We start from the raw sequence: 16,765 nt of genomic DNA, 5'->3' as shown, positions 1-16,765 counted from the left end.
TCTCTAGCTGTCTAGCTGTCTTTCGAATAGCCGAACACGATCTCGTCCCACGACGGCATCGACGGGCGCCCCTTGCGTTTCTTCGACTCCTTGTGAGACGGCTCCGGTGACGGCGGGATATTCGGGATTTCAGCCTGGGTTTCGCTCGGTTCCTCGGCAGAATTTGCTTCCTCGGCGGGTTCGTCATCGGCGCTTGCGGCTGACTCCTGTTCGGCATGTGCAGTATTCCCGGGGAACTCGATAATCGTGGCGTCGGTAGCGCCGTCGACGTCGGAATCTGCCCGATGGGCGCCATCAAACTCGGGCATCGGCTGTGCAACACCACGCTGCGAATCAAGCGATTCAAGCATTTCATCGATCGACGCCCCAGCATGGGGAGTTTCGGGGGAGAGGGCACTGTCCGGGCTGGCCGGGCTTTCGGCCGCCTCAAGCGCATGGCGAGCACGACGCGCCTCGAGGGATGCGGTGTTCTCGCTCATGTCGGGCGTATTGAGCGGACGCCACGGAGAAACTGGGGTAGGGATCTGCGTTTCCGTGAGCCAGGCGGCTTCGTCGTTCGTGGCGGTCACAGTGTGAGCCTGCATATCGATCCGCCACTGGGCGAGGTGCTGCTTCTCGCCGATGACAAACTCAGCAACAAGCATGCGCTCATTGTTCTTGCGGTACGAATCCCACTCGATCGAATGAGCATCAACGCCTCGGGCGGCAAGGCGCGAGCCGACGAGCTCCTCCAGGCTCATCGAGCCGGCTTCCTTGCTTAACATCCAGCGTCGGGCTTGGAGTGCAGTGTACTGGCGTTCAGCGAGGATCGGACGCGCCAGGCCGTCCAGATCGGCCGGCGGGATCGCCGTTAGCTCAGAAACCTCAGCGACCGACAATCCTGCGCGGAAATGCGCCTGGATTTCCTTCGGAGTGATCGGGCGGGGTGGTTCTTCGGCGCTTGCGCGCACGTCCTTTCGGAGCGCCGCACGCAACTCGGACGTAATCGGTAGGCGGTAGCGGTTGCCGTCGGCGTCGTTTAAACTCAGTGCGTCGCCGTCTGGAACCAAACCCAACAGCTCAAGATCGATCATGTATTCCTCCCAAATCTCCAGTATCAAGAGTGCCACGAAACGGCGGTAAATACCCATTTTTGCGGCGGTGTGTTCACCCAGGTCGAATGCAGAAAATAGCTCACCGCATAATTGGACTTCACAAACGCGTAAAAATCTGGTAAAAACAGCGGGAACAAACAGGCGCCGCATGGCGCCTCCGGGACAGGCTGAGGCACGCTCAGCAGTACCGCGACAAGGAAATTGAAGGAGGTCACGATGGCCACAGATTACGATGCGCCACGCAAGCAAGATGAGGAGATCAAGGAAGATTCTCTGGAGGCTTTGAAAGCGCACTCCGACCAGCAGTCGGGCACCGTGGACGAAGACGAGAACGAAGCGGCGGAGGGCTTTGAGCTCCCCGGAGCGGATCTGTCGAACGTCGAGCTTTCGGTTGCCGTGATTCCTGCTCAGGACGACGAATTCACGTGTAGCCAGTGCTTCCTTGTTCACCACCGCTCGCAGCTTGCCTACGAGGAAAACGGCCTTCCGGTCTGCCTCGAGTGTGCAGCCTGACATCGCTCCGGCCCGCCAGTTGGCGGGCCGTTGCGGTACTGTAGGGCAAGGAAAGAACGAAAGGCACAGCAGATGAGTTGGTTTTCACGCAAGAAGAAGGAAACGAGCGCGCCCGCACCGGCGGCTGAGGAAAAGCCGAAGAAGGCCGCCCACGGCCCGTACGACGCGGCTGAAATCTCCGAACCTGGCGAACTCCTCGACGCCGGTTCGCTCCTGATTCCTGCGGTCCCTGGCGCCCAGCTTCAGCTCACCCTCAACGAAGATCGAACCACCGTAGTCGGAGTCGTCTATGTTCTTGACGGGTCGGCGCTGCAGTTGCAGGCGTTCGCTGCTCCGAAGTCGCGCGGCATTTGGGACGAGGTTCGTCTCGATATGCGCACGTCGATCGCCGCCCAGGGTGGATCGTCGGTGGAAGTTGATGGCACCTATGGCAAGGAACTGCGTGCACAGATGCCGGTCGAGGGCGGCACGGCGCCTCACCGCTTCCTTGGAATCGACGGCCACCGTTGGCTTCTCCGAGCAACACTGTACGGTCGTGCCGGTGCTGACGATGCGGCGGCCGCACACATTCTTCAGATCCTCGATCGCGTGGCTGTTCGCCGTGGCTCAGAGCCGCATCCGCCCCGTGAGCTTCTCGCTTTGCAGATTCCGGAGCAGATTCAGGCCAGCCTCCAGCCAGTCGAAAGCTAGCCTATGGCAAAGCGGCGCATTAACGTGCGCGGGAGCGTCATTTCTGTGACTTATCCGGGCGCATCGGACGCGCCGAATGTGGTGGTCTCGCTCCAGGTGGGCACGGCGGTGCTCCGGATGGTTTTCATGTCGAGGCGTCATTTGAGCGCGATCGATATTGGTCAAGAACTCAACGTCCGTGGCAATCTTGTGACAGTAGCTGGCGCACCCACCTTGTTTAACCCGACGTATACGATCCTGGCGGAGGAATCATGAGCGAAACCCGTGGCGCAGTGAGTGCGATGTTCGGTGACGATTTCGATGCGCTCGAGGCCGTCGGCGGTGTCAGAGGCATTGTCGAATCCTCGCTCCCCACGTTGGTTTTCCTGATCGCCTACCTTGTGTGGGGCGTCAATATTGCGTTGTGGTTGTCGCTCGCATTGGCTGTACTTTTCATCGCTGTGCGTGCGCTGACGCGGATCCCTATCGCACCAGCGGTGGGCGGTTTTTGTGCGGCAGCGATTTCTGCTGCGCTGACGTGGCATACAGGAGAAGCGTCGAACTTCTTCCTGTGGGGTTTGCTGACGAACGCGGCGTATTTCCTTGCGTTCGCTGTCTCCCTACTCGTTCGTCGCCCGCTCGCTGGTTTTTTAATTGGCGCGTTTCGTGGAGAGTTGACAGGCTGGTGGGCGCGCCCGGATGTCACCCGACGTCGCTATACGCAGGTGACGGCGTTGTTTACGGCTCTCTTCGGGATCCGGATGGCGGTCCAGGTTCCGTTGTATCTTGCGGGGGCGACGTCGGCGCTCGGCGTGGCAAAGCTCCTGATGGGGTTTCCGTTGTTTGCTGTTCTTGTGTGGCTCTCATGGATGCTTGTGCACGATTTGCCGGCTGTGAGTGACGCCGGTACACCGGATGAGACTCCAGCCGCGTCCACCAACTAAGCGATCTATTTTTGCCCGATAAAGGCGGCGACCTGTGCTGTTGCTCCGCTGGTCGATTCGTCGATCTCAACGAGGATGATGTCCCCTGAGAGCACCGCAATATCGGGCTCGGGTGCCACGGTGATTCCCGAGCGGACGATCGAGGAGATGCGGCTACCGAGTGGCAACTCGATCTCGTGAACGGCACGGCCGTCCACAGGTGCGTTCTTCGCAACGGTGCCCTGGAAGAGTGCGATGGTGGAATCTTCGAAGGTCAGACGCCGGATCAGCGAGCCGGTGGCCATCGCGTCTTCGATGAACGAGCCGAGAATCTCGGGCGTCGAGACTGCCACATCCACGCCCCACGATTCGTCGAAGAGCCACGAGTTCGCGGGGTTGTTGTTGCGGGCAATCACGCGGGGCACACCGAACTCGGTTTTCGACAGGAGCGACAGTACGAGGTTTGCCTTGTCGTCGCCGGTTGCCGCGACGACGACATCGGTTTCGTTGACGCCGGCGTCGTTCAGTACTGAAATTTCGCACGCATCTCCCAAAAGCCAATCAGCCTGGGGAACCGAAGCCACGCGCATTGCGCTGGGATTGCGGTCGATGAGCACGACGGTATCGCCGCGAGTGATCATCGCGCGGGCGATCGAGCGGCCAACGGACCCAGCTCCAGCAATGACGATTTTCATAGCATGTCCTCCGTCGGCGGATGGTTGAGAATGCGTTGCACCGCGGTTGCTCGCGACGTCGGAACCATCATGTGCAGACGGTCGTCGTCTTGGAGGACGGTGCTGGGCTGGGGTAAGAGTCCTTTGTTTGCTCGCACAATGTAGGCGACGCGTGCGCTTGTTGCGGTTTCGACGTCTGTGACAGACGTACCGAACCAGGCGTCATCGACGTCGACCTCGATGAGAGAAATTCCTGCGGCTGAGTCCGAATAGTCCTCGTGAGGGCCGAGCGGAATGAGAGCTCGGAGCATGGAATCGGCCGTCCACGTGACGGGTGCGACGGAATCGATACCGAGGCGCTGATAGATAGTGGCACGTTGCGGATCGTAGATTCGAGTGACGACGTTGGAAACTCCGAAGGTATCGCGGACCACCCGCGCCGCAATGATATTCGAGTTATCTCCTGAGGCTGCTGCCGCGAAGGCGTGCGCTTCCTCGATTCCTGCCTGGATTAAGATGTCGCGGTCGAAGCCGTGCCCTGTGACCTGCTGTCCAGGGAAATCTTCGGGCAGACGGCGAAACGCGGCAGGATCTCGATCGATGATGGCGACTGAGTGTCCACGATTCACCAAGTCCACTGCGAGTGTCGAGCCGACTCGCCCGCATCCCATCACCACAAAATGCATGGGGAGAACTCCTTTGCGTGAATCCTGGCGTAATGTGTTTCCTGATGTCCAAGAATAGAACAGAAATGTCGGTGTCGCGAGCCTCGTCAGTTGTGCTGATCGGCCTCGCAGCCCTCATCGTGCCGCAAACGATGCTCCGTTCCACTCCTCAGTTTCATGCGAGTTGGGGGATCTTCCTCGCTGTTCTCGTGGGAATCGGAGCGTTCTTCGCAGTGGCGTATGGCCTTGTTCAGGTGCGCCAGATTGCTCCCCGGCGTTCGCTCCACCAGTTGGCAGGGGCGTTCCTTTCGCCGCAGACGGCGATTATGGTGGCCTCGGCTCGTATCGTGGCCTATGCGTCAGTCTCGATTCTGGGCACTGAGCTCACAACAGCGGCGCTGATTCCTTTCGTCGATGTGAGTGATTTCGCGCCCTGGATTGCGACGGCGATTATCGCCTTCGCAGCTGTGGTTGTGCTATTGCGCCACTGGGTCGGAAACCTACGGTGGACGGTGATTTCCACGACCGCAGCCCTCGCGATGGCGATTGTCGTTCTTGCTGTTGGCTTGTTCTTCGAAACGACAGGCGGGATCGAGTGGAACGAAGTGGCGACGGCACGCCTCGATGTGCTCGCCACCGAAGCGAAAACGTCGCAGGGCGGGTTTTCGGCCGTCGTTATTGCGTCGCTATTCCCCACAGGTCTCCTCCTCCTCACAGCAGAGCGGATCATGGTTCCTGCCCAAGAACGCCGTGTTGATATGCAACGCCTTGTTCTGGCCTTCTTGCCCTCACTCCTGGTCATTCTCGCAACGCTCTACCTCACGGTGGTGCTCGGTTTGCCAGGCGAACGCCTCGCCCTGCCAGTGTTGTCGATGGCCGCCGCTTTCATGGGAGAGATCCCGCAATACGTTGTCGCCGTTGCCATTGGGCTCGCAGGTGTCGCGGTCACCTACACGTCGTTCCGACAGCTCCCGCGGCTCATCCGTGAGCTCGCCGTCGACGGACTCGTTCCCCGCCGGCTCGCTGCTCGTGATTCGGTTCGTTCACGAAACCTCATCCTCATCGTGATCGCCGTGATTTGTGGTATCGGAGTGCACGTTTTGTCGTCTGCGCGTGTTGTCCCGATTACCTTTGTGGTGGCAACCTTCGTGATGGGCGTTCTCGGTGCGGCGGCGCTCGTGAGCCGCGCCAAGGCGAAGTTGCGTTCCTCGACGGTGTCGGATGTTCGCCGTCGTGCACGGATCGAAAGCTGGCTGTTTCGTTTCTTTGGGATCCTTGCCACAATCGCGCTTGGCGCGATTACCTACATGCAACCGTGGTGGATGCTCCTTGACGTGGCGATGCTTGCCGTTCCGGGCGCATTTTTGGTGATTTTGCGTCGTGGGCAATTGCGTATCGCCGACGAACTGTCCGCCGATTCACTCGGCGCAGGCCGTGAAATCCCGGTGCGGCTTCGAACCTATGTGTTGGTATCGAGGGTTGACGATCCTACCCTGAGGGCACTCGATATGGCCCGTGCGTTGCGCCCATCCACGTTGGAAGCTCTCGCCGTCGACATCGACCCGGCACAGACCCGCGCCATCCGCGAGGACTGGCGCCGTGGCCAGATTGCGGTTCCACTCACAGTTCTCGGAACGCCCCGCGGCGCCGCACGCGGCCCGGTGATTGAGTACATTCGCGCCGCTCGCCAGCAGCATCCGCGCGATCTGGTCGTCGTTGTCACTGCGCTTGTGATGGCCACAGGCGCTTGGCAACGTTTCTTCGTCTCGCACACCACTCCGGCGATCGTTTCGGAGTTGCGCATGGAACCTGGCGTGACGATCATGGAGGTTCCGTTCCAGCTAACCGACGCCGAAACCGAGCGTGAGGAGAGTTAAGTGAAGATTGAGATCACTGACGTTGCCCACGGGGGCGTATTCGTTGGCCGAGTCGACGGCCAAGTCGTGTTCGTGCGCGGTGCTCTCCCCGGCGAGGTCGTCGACGTTGAAGTGACGAAGAAGCGTTCGAAGCTTCAATTTGCCCGCGTGGTTCGCGTTCTCGAGGCGTCCCCCCATCGCGTGGACGAGGTGTGGCCCGACGGCGCTGCGGGGCGAGTCGGAGCTGCGGATTATCAGCACGCCGAGCTTTCCTACCAGCGCGAGTTGAAGGCGGGAGTGATCCGTCAGCTCGCGAGGCGTCTGGGCTCTCAAGAGCTGGCAGATTCGCTAGCGGGTCTGACGGTCGAGCCAGTAGATTTGAGCGACGGCTGGGGACGGCGCACCCGCTTCGACCTGGTGAAACTTCCCCACGGAATGGGGATGCATCGTGAGTCCTCGCATGATCTGGTTGCGCTTGCCTCCCAGCCATTGGGCGTTCGTGAGCTGGAGGATCTCGATCTGTTCGGCGGTGCATGGGATGGTGCGATCGCTGCGGGCACTCGGGTGCACGTGGTGGCGCCGGCGTCGGGCGACAACGTCGTGGTATACGGCGGGCGCGCTTACACGGCGCCTGGCGATCGTTTCCGTGGAAAAATTGCGGAGCGCGCGACCACGGCAAGCCAGATCTACGACTACGAGATTTCTCCCGATGGTTTCTGGCAGGTGCACGCAAAGGCGCCGAGCACACTGTTGCAGCTCGTGATGGCGGGCGCGGACTTACACGGGGGAGAACGTGTGGCTGAGTTTTTCTCCGGCGCGGGCCTGTTTTCCCTGCCGATAGCGAAAGCGATCGGCGACGCCGGTGCGCTGGTCACGATGGAAGGCTCCGCAGATGCCGTCGCCGACGCGCGCGAGAATCTTAGCGGGCTTGGCAACTCCACGCTCCACGCCGGGAAGATCGGAGTGAGAGAAGTTGCCCAGCTCGCCTCAGGCGCCGACGTCGTGATCGCCGATCCTCCGCGTGCGGGGCTAGGCAAGGCTGAAGCGCAGGCTGCCGCTACTTCGAATGCGCGCCGTATCGTGCTTGTTTCATGTGATCCTGCAGCGATGGCGCGAGACGCTCAGGCACTCATTGAAAATGGGCGTGAACTCGTCTCAGCGCAGGCTCGCGACATCTTCCCGCACACCCATCACGTCGAGATTGTCAGCGTTTTTGAGTGAGCGCCAGGCGGCGATGCCACGTAAGATTGCTGGGTAGGTCCTTTGGCATAGACGCCAGCATGGAAGCGAGGAGTAGTGCATGTCGATTCTTGAAACGATCACAAGCCCGGCGGATCTCAGCACGCTGAGCGAGGAGCAACTCGCTACCCTGAGTGAGGAGATTCGCCATTTTCTCGTTCAACATGTTGCAGCCACAGGAGGGCACCTCGGTCCGAACCTGGGCGTCGTCGAGCTCACGATCGCTCTGCATCGCGTGTTCAACTCTCCACGCGATCCACTGATTTTCGACACTGGGCATCAGAGCTACGTGCACAAGATCCTCACCGGTCGTCACGATTTCGATCATCTGCGTCAGGCCGGCGGCCTGTCTGGCTATCCGTCGCGAGCGGAGTCCGAGCACGACGTCGTGGAGAACTCTCACGCCTCCACAGCCATTTCGTGGGCGGACGGCGTCGCGCGCGGTTTCCAGCTGTCAGGTTCAACAAATCATGCGGTAGCGATCATTGGTGACGGCGCGATGACGGGCGGCATGGCATGGGAGGCGCTCAATAATGTTGCTGAGGATCCGAACCGTCCGGTCGTGATCGTGCTTAACGACAACGGACGTTCCTATTCGCCCACAGTGGGTGGCGTGATTCGGTCGCTCGATCCGGCCAGGAAGCTCGATTCGATGCGCGTGTCGAAGAACTACGAAAGCTTCCTCAACTGGGGCAAGCGCACCTTGCAGGCGGGCGGTCTTCCCGGCCAGCTCACATACGGTGCGTTGCGCGGATTCAAACGCGGAATGAAGGAAATGCTTGTCGATGCGGGCATTTTTGACACCTTGGGCCTCAAATACATCGGCCCTGTCGATGGCCACAATATTGGAGAGCTCGAAGAAGCACTGACAATGGCACGCGATTTCGGTGGCCCAGTTGTGGTGCATGCGATCACCGAGAAGGGCCGCGGGTACAAACCTGCGGAGACGAACGAAGACGATCGCTTCCACGCGATCGGGAAGATCCATCCAGAGACGGGCCTGCCGATTGCGCCGTCACGGTTTGGCTGGACCAGTGTGTTCGCGGACGAGCTCGCATCGATCGCGAAGGAGAACCCGAGGGTTGTCGGAGTCACTGCGGCGATGATGAACCCTGTGGGCCTCAAACCGCTCAAGGAAGCGTTCCCTCAGCGCGTGATCGACGTCGGAATCGCGGAAGCACACGCGATGACAATGTCCGCAGGCCTCGCCCACGCCGGTTACCACCCAGTCCTCGCACTGTACTCAACGTTCATGAATCGCGGCTTCGATCAACTGTTGATGGATGTGGCGCTCCACGGTGAGAACGTCACTATTTCGCTCGACCGCTCGGGAGTGACGGGCGACGACGGCCCATCCCACAACGGCATGTGGGATCTCTCGCTCGCCGCAATGATTCCAGGGCTCAAGGTTGCCGTGCCACGCGATGAAGCGACCTTGAGAGCAGAACTTCGCACCGCCGTCGCGAGCGAGGGGCCCACGCTTCTCCGCTATCCGAAAGGTGCGATGCCGCCGGCGTTGCCCGCTGTGCGAACAATCGGAACGATCGAAATTCTCCTCGATTCAGACGATCCTCGCCCACTCGTGCTCGTCGGGGTCGGTGCTCTCGCTCACACGATGATGGACGCAGCAGGGAGCATCGATGCCCCTGTGGTCGTTGTGGATCCGACGTGGGTTTTGCCAGTACCGACGGAACTGGCGCAGTTGATCGCTTCCTCGCGAGGTGCCGTCATCCTCGAGGACGGACTGATCGACGGCGGTATTGGCTCCGAGATTGCGCGCAGTGTTCGCGAAGCTGGTTCCGATGTGCGGATCGAGACGCTCGGCATCTCGAAAGAATTCCTCCTGCATGCCGCGCGTAAGGATATTTTGACGGCTCAGGGGATGGACGCTGCCGCCGTTGTCGAGGCAGCTCGGCGCATGCTGAACTGACCTACGCGGTCTGTGCCAGAACCGGCACGGTGAGCTCGATCTGCCACGGCCGTGCGCCTGCAGCGGTGAGTGCACGGTGAAGATCCGAGGTTGAGCTCCATCCGTTCCATGCGACGGTCTTCTGAACTATCGGTTTGAGGAGCACATCCTGGCGGATTCCGAGTTCGTCAGCGAGCGAGAAAATGCGATCTCGTATTGCGTGCCACCGGCGGCCAGCCTCGGGGTTCACGGAGTCCCAGCGGTTCGTTGGAGGGAATGGGTCACGGTTCGGATCGCGGAACTTCCGCGCAGGAAGTTCCGATTCAGGAGTATGCCATGCGGCGTCGATTGCTTCCCAGAATGGGGCGACTAGCTTTTGGCGCTCGCGTCGACGAAGCAAAGGCGAACGCTTCAGGTCCGCATAGGAGCGGAGCTTGTGTGAGGCAAGCTCGCCCACCAGCTTGGTGGGGAACACTTTCGAGGGGTTGAGGTCGCGAGATTTCGCGATCTCGTCGCGAACCTTCCACAGTTGCTCGATCATTGCCAGGGCGCGCTGGTCCTTTACTCCAGCTTGCCGCGCGGCTCGGCGCCACGGCTGTGCCTTCGGCGGTTTCGGAGGGCGCATGCGTATTTCTTCACACTCTTGTTCGAACCAGTCGAACCGGCCAGCATTCTTGAGCATCTCAGTGAGTGAATCACGCAGTTCGTGGAGCAACTGGACGTCGAGCGCTGCGTACGCGCGCAGGTCTGGCCCGAGTGGACGTTCCGACCAATCGGCGTTTGAGTGCTCTTTCGCCAAGTACCAGCCGAGAAGATCGGCGACGAGGTGCTGGAGGGAGGTGTGATCGTAGCCCAGGAGAAGCGCTGCCATCTCGGTGTCGAACACTTTGGTTGGCTCAAGGCCGAGTTCGCGCAGCGACGGGAGGTCTTGATCAGCAGAGTGGAGGATCCATTCGCCGGACAGTGCATCAGCGAGAGGACCGAGTTTGTCTTCAACACCAACCGGATCGATGAGGTAAATTGGTGAATTTTCGCTTTTGACCTGCACGAGGTAGGCGCGGTCGGAGTAGCGGATTCCCATTGCGCGTTCGGTATCGAGTGCAAAAACCTTCCCAGGCGACTGTGCAAGGGTAGCAACGGCAGTGGCGACGTCGTCGTGGGTAATCGGGGGAATCCCGTCAAATGGTTCGTTTAAGGGGCGGGCGTCGATATCCTCGCTCAAATTGTTTCTACCTTTCTGCGCAGGCTGGAGACGTTCTCTTCCCACGGGCCCAGCCCTGCAAGTTTCGCTGCGAAATCTGCCCACCCGAGGAGGTGCTCGGTGAGGTACTCGGTGTGGGGAGTCCACGAGGCGCGCAACTCAAGTTCGACTTTTGACGTTCCGAGCGTGAGGCCACCGAAAGTCTCGTTGAAGACGCGCGTGACGGTGCCCCCGAGTGTATGGAAGGAGGCGCCCTGGTGGTCCAGTGACTCGGCAAGCCAGCTCCAGGCAACCTCGCCAAGTAGGGGATCTCCAGCGAGCTCGGAATCCATCGGAGCTTTCGCATGGACGACGACGCGGAAGTTTCCGTTCCACGCTGGCTGGCCCTGAGGATCGTGGAGTACCACGAACTTGGCTTCGCCAAGATAAAACTCTGGATCCAGATCGGATGACGTATTGACCTCCGCCTGGAGCGCAACTGTCCAGGGTGCAATGTGTGTTGGTGGGGGAATCTGGACCACGTGCAACTCGGGGCGGAATTTCTGCCCGCGAAGCGAATCGAGGGCTGTGATAAATTCCTGGGGCGTTTGCATATAAAAACTCTAAATGGCGAGTGGGGCGAGTGTCATATGGCGCGCCGGGTAGGATAGAAGCCGCATGACGATGAGAGGAATGAGATGAGCCGTTCGCAGTTTGTTCGAATTGATTCCGCCGAGTTGGATGAGCTGGCGAAGAGTGCTGGTGTTCCGTTGCCGCTCGAGCAGTCGGGGGCATGGGATCCGTTCGATGAGGCGGTAGCTGGGCGTCGCCCCTGGGGGCGCTTCGCGTGGATTCTCGACGGTGATCCCGTGGCAGTGATTTCCCTCTCGGCGCTGGAGGGGCGCGGTTTTACCTACTTGTGGGCGAAACACGGGCCGGTGTGGTTCACCGCGCCAACTCCGACGATGGAACGTCAGTTCCGCGAGGGGCTTGCGGCGATCGTGCGTGAGGCTGATCGGTCGCTCGCGTTCATTCGTCTTCATGCTGAGCCTGCGGATGATTTGGTGGATTTGCTCCAGTCTGTGACCTACGATCGCACTGTTGTGCTTGATCTCACACCCAGTGACGAGGAGCGAATGAATGCGATGAAGAAGCGTGGGCGTCGCGATGTGCGCAAGGCCCTGAGGGACGAAACAATGGTCGCGGCGGAGGAAACCGCGAGTGCGTCAGCTGTGTTCGGCGAGCTCTACGAGTTGCTTGTTGAGACCGGCGCACGCGACGAGTTCGGGATCGCGCCACGGCAAACCTATGAGCTGATGTTGAGCGCACTCGGCCCGCAGCATGGGCGCCTGTTTACTGTGCGTCGCGGGGGCCGCCCGCTGTGCTGGGGGATCTGCACCGTCAACGGTGCGCACGCCTCGTACTACTACGCCGCGTCGAACGAGGAGGGCCGCAAGAGCGGCGCCCCGGATCTTTTGGTGTGGTCGATGGCGAAGTTCTTGAAGGAATCGGGCGTGCAGGTGTTTGATCTGATGGGGATCGATTCCGATCGCGCACCACAACTTGCGGGAGTTCGTGGTTTTAAAACGAAGTTTTCCGAAGAGATCACTGAGATCCCAGGCGCATGGGATTACCCCTTGCGCCCGCTTTTCTACCGCGGCCTGGTGGCAGGATTGAAAGCGAAGCGCCGCCTTATTGAAAAACTGCGATCCCGCTCCCGCTGAACCTTACCGAGTTCGCTTCGGCGCGCACCGGTTCCCATTCGAGGACTGGTTCGCGTCCGTCGATCGGGGCGGCGACGTCGCCGGCTACCTTGGAAAACACGACGAGCGTTTCTCCGCGGCGCAACCAGCCGCCGTCGGCTCCGACGTGCGCCTCGGTTTCAACTCGGTTTCCGCTTGCGACGTCGGGGCTTGCGTGGCGCAAGCGAATCAGCTTGCGAACGAAGGTGCGCATTCGCGAGCCTTCCGGTGAGTCTGCTTCGCTCCAATCTAGCCGTGCCGCCTCGAAAGCCTCGGTGGTTTGCGGGTCGAGCATGTCCTCGTGTGTGCTACCGAAATCCCAGTCTTTGAACTCGTTCATGCGCCCGGCAAGGATGTGTTGCCCGATGTCGTTGCCGAAGTTGGTGAAAAACGGGAAGCGGCGTTTCGTGCCCCATTCTTCGCCCATGAATAGCATGGGCGTGAAGGGGGAGAGCAGGATGAGCGCGCGCGAGATTGCTACCTCGCCAGGGGTGAGCTTTTCGGTTGGTCGGTCGGAGAGGTAGCGGTTGCCTACCTGGTCGTGGTTTTCGTCGAAGACGATTAGCGCGTGCCCGTTGACGTCCGCGGGCAGAGATTGTCCCCATGCCACCTTTCGGAATTTTGAGACTTGCCCGGTTCGGGTGAAGCCGTCAACGAGCGCTTTCTCAAGGGTTCCGGGTTCGGCATAGTCCTGGTAGTAGGCGTTCGTTTCTCCAGTGAGCCACACGTGCAGGGCATGGTGGACGTCGTCGGCCCACTGTGCGTTTGCTCCGCGCCCGCCCGCCGACGTCGGTGCGATGGTGCGCGGGTTGTTGGCGTCGGATTCGTAGGCGAGAGTGAACGTTCGCCCGGTTCGCCTGCTTGCCTCACCGACGGCATCGGAGATTTCGGCGAGGATGTGACGCGGGGAATCGTCTTTGAGGTGGTCCACCGCGTCGAGGCGAAGCGCGTCGAAGTGATAGTGCTCGAGCCACTGGAGCGCGTTGTCGACCACGTATCGGCGCACGTGCTCGGAGCCGGGAGCGTCCATGTTCACAGCCGAGCCCCACGGCGTGTGGTGCGAATCGGTGAAGTAGGGGCCGAATTGGGCAAGGTAGTTGCCGTCGGGCCCGAGATGGTTGTACACGACGTCGAGGGCGGCTGCCATTCCGCGCTCATGGATGGCATCCACGAGTGCAACGAGATCCTCCGGCCGCCCGTAGGCGGGGTTGAGCGCGAAGAGGGAGACGCCGTCGTAGCCCCAGTTGCGTTTGCCTGGGATCGGCACGATGGGCATGAGTTCGACGACGTCGATCCCCAGCTGGGCGAGCGCATCCAGCTTTTCGATCGCCGAGAGGAACGTTCCTTCCTCCGTGAACGTGCCCACATGGAGCTCGTACCAGACGCGCCCCGTGAGATCACCGGCGTCGCGATCGTGGTGGAAAACAAAACTCGCTGGATCGACCACCTCGCTCACGCCGTGCGGGCCGTCGGGCTGGCACATGGAGCGCGGGTCGGGCAACGGCATGCCGCCGTCGAGCCGGATCTGGTAGCGTTCGTCCACTGGCAGATCGATCTCCCACATGCCATTCTCGGCTGGAGCCGCCGGCATGGGCCCGTGGTTGGTCTCGTACGTGACGTCGGTGGCGTTTGGCGCCCACAGGGAAAGTTTCATGCTCGCTCCAACACCACCACAGGGAAATCGGTGAACAGATCGTCGAGTTTGACCACGCCGCCTGCGATGTCGCGGCCCGTGAGAACGTCGTGCCAGTTGCCCTGCGGAAGGACCACCGTGTGGGCCGCGAAGCCGCCGTTGCGCTCGAGTGAGCCGGCGAAACGCGTGCCGACGGTGACGAGTTGAGCCTCGCCGTCGGCGTCGGTGCGGGCGAAGGCGAGCGCGTGACCGGTGGAAACCGGGAGCGCAAGGTAGCCCCACTTGGGGTCGGAAAGTGCCCGTTCACGGCGCAACCGGGCCAGGCGCGAGGTGAGGAAGAGTTTCTCTTCGTCGAGCGTGGGAGTGGAGGGCAGGCCGTCGGAATCGAGAGCCTCGAGCGTGGCCGCGAGCGCTGGGAAATCGACCTGGCGCCGGTTGTCGGGATCGACAAGCGACGTTTGGGTGATTTCCTCGCCTTGGTAGATATCAGCAACCCCGACGCCAGTGAGTTGGAGCGCCTTCGATGTGAGGAGATAGCTGCGCGCGGCCGGAGCAATGTGCGCGGCGAAGTCCGTGAGGATGGTGCGCGCCTCGTCATTGCTGAGGATCGCGTTGAGGTAGCCGAGCATGTCCGCTTCGGCGCCCTCGTCTTGAGCGGTCCATGTCGTCCAGGATTTCTGTTCGCGTGCTGCCTTGAGGAAGTAGGCGCGCAGACGATCCGTTTCAATCGGTTCGCCGCCTACCCAGGTGCCGAGAAGCGTTTGCCACATGAGGTTTTCGAAGCGGCCGTCGAGCTCTGCAGGGCACTCTTCGGCGACGGCGGTTCGAGCAGCTGTGAGCGCTGCGCCCCAATCGGTGGCGAACTCGGAGAGTACGGCGATTCGGGCGCGGGTATCTTCTCCGCGCTTCGTATCGTGTGTGGACAGGGTACTCATCGTGGTCGGCCACGCTTCATGCAAGTGGTTTTCGAACGCGTGGAATGCGTCGGTGGACGCGACGATGTGGGCCGGCCCGTGGCCGACTTCGTTTGCACTGGTCAGCGGCGTGTAGCGGTAGTAAGTGGTGTCTTCGACGCCCTTGGCCATCACTGCTCCGGCTACCTGCTGGAAGCGCACGATTGCCTCGTTGCGCTTGTCTTCGTGGGTGCGGCCCGCTGAGCCGACCTCGTACCCGAGCAGGAGCTCGACGACGACGGAGAGCGTTTCGCTACGGAACTCGTCCAGGTTGGCTACAGCCTGTTGTGCGACCGAGCGGAGCAACTCCTCGTCGATCGTATCTGGGCGTTCGCCAGGCACCACGTAGGCACGGTAGCGCGGCATGTTGACCACGAGTTCCACGATCGCCTCGTAAATAGAGCGGAAGGTGTGATCTCGCAGGCGCACGTCCGCGTGGAAGATCTCCCAGATGAGGGTAGAGAGCCGGTCCACTTCGGAGAACAAGGACTCCTTGATGATTTGGCGTTTCGCATCGTGCTCGATCGTGGCGAGTGACTGCGGGCGCCCTGATTCCTCGGTGTAGATCTGGATCAGGTGGGCGATTCCAGCGGGCTCGGTGAGTACCCCGCCCACGTGGCGGAGTGTGTCATAGCCTGTGGTGCCGGCAATCGGCCAATCGGAGGGGAGCTGCTCGGCGCCTTCGAGAATCTTTTCGGCAACGATCCACGCCCCGCTGGTCGCTTCGTTGAGGCGGCGCAGGTAGCCGCGCGGATCGGCCAGGCCGTCCACGTGGTCGATGCGGAACGCGTCGATCAAACCGGTATCGAAAAGCTCCAGGAGGAGCGCGTGCGAGGCGCGGAAAACGGCGTCGTCTTCCACGCGAACGGCAACGAGAGTATCGACGTCGAAGAAACGACGGTAGTTGAGCTCGTCGTTCGCCACGCGCCAGTAGGCAAGCCGGTAGTACTGGCGGTTGATGAGCTCGGCCAGTGGTAGCGATTCGGTACCGGCCCGCACAGGGAACACATGGTCGTAGTAGCGCAAAACCGGTACTTCGCCGTCGGCCTCGAAGCCGGGAACTACCATGTTCTCCACGGTGATTTCGCCGGAGGTGAGCACGTTGCCGATGCGATCTCCGAGCACGGCGAGGAGGAGACCATCGCCGGCTTCGCTCGGTTCGAAATCGAACCACGTGTCGTAAGGAGAATCGTGGCCGTCGCGGAGCATCGACCACAGGGCAGGATTCTTGTAGAGGGGAGTGGGCACCGCCATGTGGTTCGGAACCACATCCACAATCACGCCCATTCCCGCCTCGTGGAAGGCGCGTGCCGCATGCTCGAATGCCGCGCGACCGCCCAAATCTTCGGAGATACGCGAGTGATCGACGACGTCGTAGCCGTGAGTCGAACCGGGAGCCGCCTGAAGAATGGGGGAGAAGAACACGTCCGTCACACCGAGCGAGGAGAGGTAAGGGATGATCGACTCGGCGTCGGCAAACGTAAAGTCCGCGTTGAGCTGGAGGCGATAGGACGTGACCGGTGTGCGCCGACCGGTGGCGGGAACGTGCGTGTGATGGCGGGTATTTTCACTCATGCGTCCTACCCTACGCGGGCGTGGGAACCGACGCCGGTGGTGCGGGTCCGATTACGCGATCAGCCGACGCCGGGGCATGGCTGAACGCATAGCTGTGCGATTGTTGAAAAGAATGAAGGCCCGACAGCGGGGCTGCCGGG

15 protein-coding genes are annotated in these 16,765 nt (G+C 61.1%); 8 read left to right on the top strand and 7 right to left on the bottom strand.

All coding sequences use genetic code 11. The annotated features are described in order from the left end of the window. Positions 1-11: 11 nt before the first annotated feature. Positions 12-1,130: a septation protein SepH gene (gene sepH / locus P8A24_RS05155; RefSeq protein ID WP_278057555.1), complete on the bottom strand. Its 1,119-nt coding sequence runs from the start codon at positions 1,128-1,130 to the stop codon at positions 12-14. 180 nt (positions 1,131-1,310) lie between these two features. Here sepH and P8A24_RS05150 point away from each other — a divergent pair, with 180 nt between their 5' ends. From P8A24_RS05150 to P8A24_RS05135, 4 genes are all read left to right on the top strand, one after another. After that, positions 1,311-1,607, top strand: coding sequence for a DUF4193 domain-containing protein (locus tag P8A24_RS05150; RefSeq protein WP_278057554.1), 297 nt, complete (start codon positions 1,311-1,313; stop codon positions 1,605-1,607). Positions 1,608-1,679: 72 nt separating this feature from the next. Continuing rightward, complete coding sequence (locus P8A24_RS05145) at positions 1,680-2,297, top strand: DUF3710 domain-containing protein (RefSeq protein WP_278057553.1); 618 nt, start codon at positions 1,680-1,682, stop codon at positions 2,295-2,297. 3 nt (positions 2,298-2,300) lie between these two features. Then, positions 2,301-2,552 (top strand): single stranded DNA-binding domain-containing protein, encoded by a 252-nt coding sequence (locus P8A24_RS05140; protein ID WP_278057552.1) that lies wholly within the window; start codon positions 2,301-2,303, stop codon positions 2,550-2,552. Then, positions 2,549-3,220: a DUF3159 domain-containing protein gene (locus tag P8A24_RS05135; RefSeq protein WP_278057551.1), complete on the top strand. Its 672-nt coding sequence runs from the start codon at positions 2,549-2,551 to the stop codon at positions 3,218-3,220. Before P8A24_RS05140 ends, P8A24_RS05135 begins: the two co-directional genes overlap by 4 nt. 5 nt (positions 3,221-3,225) lie before the next feature. Here P8A24_RS05135 and P8A24_RS05130 read toward each other — a convergent pair whose 3' ends face one another. Together P8A24_RS05130 and P8A24_RS05125 are read right to left on the bottom strand one after the other, a co-directional pair. Next, the gene (locus P8A24_RS05130; RefSeq protein WP_278057550.1) at positions 3,226-3,894 is read right to left on the bottom strand and encodes a potassium channel family protein; all 669 of its coding nucleotides are present in this window, start codon (positions 3,892-3,894) and stop codon (positions 3,226-3,228) included. Then, entirely contained in the window at positions 3,891-4,559 is a 669-nt protein-coding gene (locus tag P8A24_RS05125) for a potassium channel family protein (protein WP_278057549.1), read from the bottom strand. Before P8A24_RS05125 ends, P8A24_RS05130 begins: the two co-directional genes overlap by 4 nt. A gap of 44 nt (positions 4,560-4,603) precedes the next feature. On the opposite strand from P8A24_RS05125, the gene P8A24_RS05120 reads away from it, so the two are divergent. The 3 genes from P8A24_RS05120 to dxs all read left to right on the top strand — a co-directional run bounded on the left by P8A24_RS05120 (position 4,604) and on the right by dxs (position 9,563). Beyond that, positions 4,604-6,415 carry an APC family permease gene (locus tag P8A24_RS05120; RefSeq protein ID WP_278057548.1) on the top strand — a complete coding sequence of 604 codons (1,812 nt, stop codon included), beginning with the start codon at positions 4,604-4,606 and terminating at the stop codon, positions 6,413-6,415. Further along, a complete protein-coding gene (locus tag P8A24_RS05115; RefSeq protein ID WP_278057547.1) occupies positions 6,416-7,615 on the top strand; it encodes a class I SAM-dependent RNA methyltransferase in 1,200 nt (399 codons plus the stop codon). It abuts the gene before it with no gap. A gap of 79 nt (positions 7,616-7,694) precedes the next feature. Next, positions 7,695-9,563: a 1-deoxy-D-xylulose-5-phosphate synthase gene (gene dxs / locus P8A24_RS05110; protein ID WP_278057546.1), complete on the top strand. Its 1,869-nt coding sequence runs from the start codon at positions 7,695-7,697 to the stop codon at positions 9,561-9,563. Position 9,564: 1 nt separating this feature from the next. Here the strand turns inward: dxs and P8A24_RS05105 are convergent, their stop codons facing one another. Together P8A24_RS05105 and P8A24_RS05100 are read right to left on the bottom strand one after the other, a co-directional pair. Continuing rightward, entirely contained in the window at positions 9,565-10,764 is a 1,200-nt protein-coding gene (locus P8A24_RS05105; RefSeq protein WP_278057545.1) for an HRDC domain-containing protein, read from the bottom strand. Next, positions 10,761-11,336: a DUF3000 domain-containing protein gene (locus P8A24_RS05100; protein WP_278057544.1), complete on the bottom strand. Its 576-nt coding sequence runs from the start codon at positions 11,334-11,336 to the stop codon at positions 10,761-10,763. Before P8A24_RS05100 ends, P8A24_RS05105 begins: the two co-directional genes overlap by 4 nt. An 84-nt stretch (positions 11,337-11,420) precedes the next feature. On the opposite strand from P8A24_RS05100, the gene P8A24_RS05095 reads away from it, so the two are divergent. Continuing rightward, positions 11,421-12,446 (top strand): lipid II:glycine glycyltransferase FemX, encoded by a 1,026-nt coding sequence (locus P8A24_RS05095; protein ID WP_278057543.1) that lies wholly within the window; start codon positions 11,421-11,423, stop codon positions 12,444-12,446. Here the strand turns inward: P8A24_RS05095 and treZ are convergent. Further along, a complete protein-coding gene (treZ, locus tag P8A24_RS05090; RefSeq protein WP_278057542.1) occupies positions 12,415-14,118 on the bottom strand; it encodes a malto-oligosyltrehalose trehalohydrolase in 1,704 nt (567 codons plus the stop codon). The genes P8A24_RS05095 and treZ overlap by 32 nt on opposite strands. Continuing rightward, complete coding sequence (gene treY, locus P8A24_RS05085) at positions 14,115-16,625, bottom strand: malto-oligosyltrehalose synthase (RefSeq protein ID WP_278057541.1); 2,511 nt, start codon at positions 16,623-16,625, stop codon at positions 14,115-14,117. The genes treZ and treY overlap by 4 nt, the downstream gene beginning before the upstream one ends. Positions 16,626-16,765 lie beyond the last annotated feature (140 nt).

It is taken from the genome of Arcanobacterium wilhelmae (genome assembly GCF_029632765.1).
GTDB classification, from domain to species: Bacteria; Actinomycetota; Actinomycetes; order Actinomycetales; family Actinomycetaceae; genus Arcanobacterium; species Arcanobacterium wilhelmae.
The sequence above is the reverse complement of the archived record's forward strand: the minus strand, read 5'-3'. Positions and strand labels throughout refer to the sequence as shown.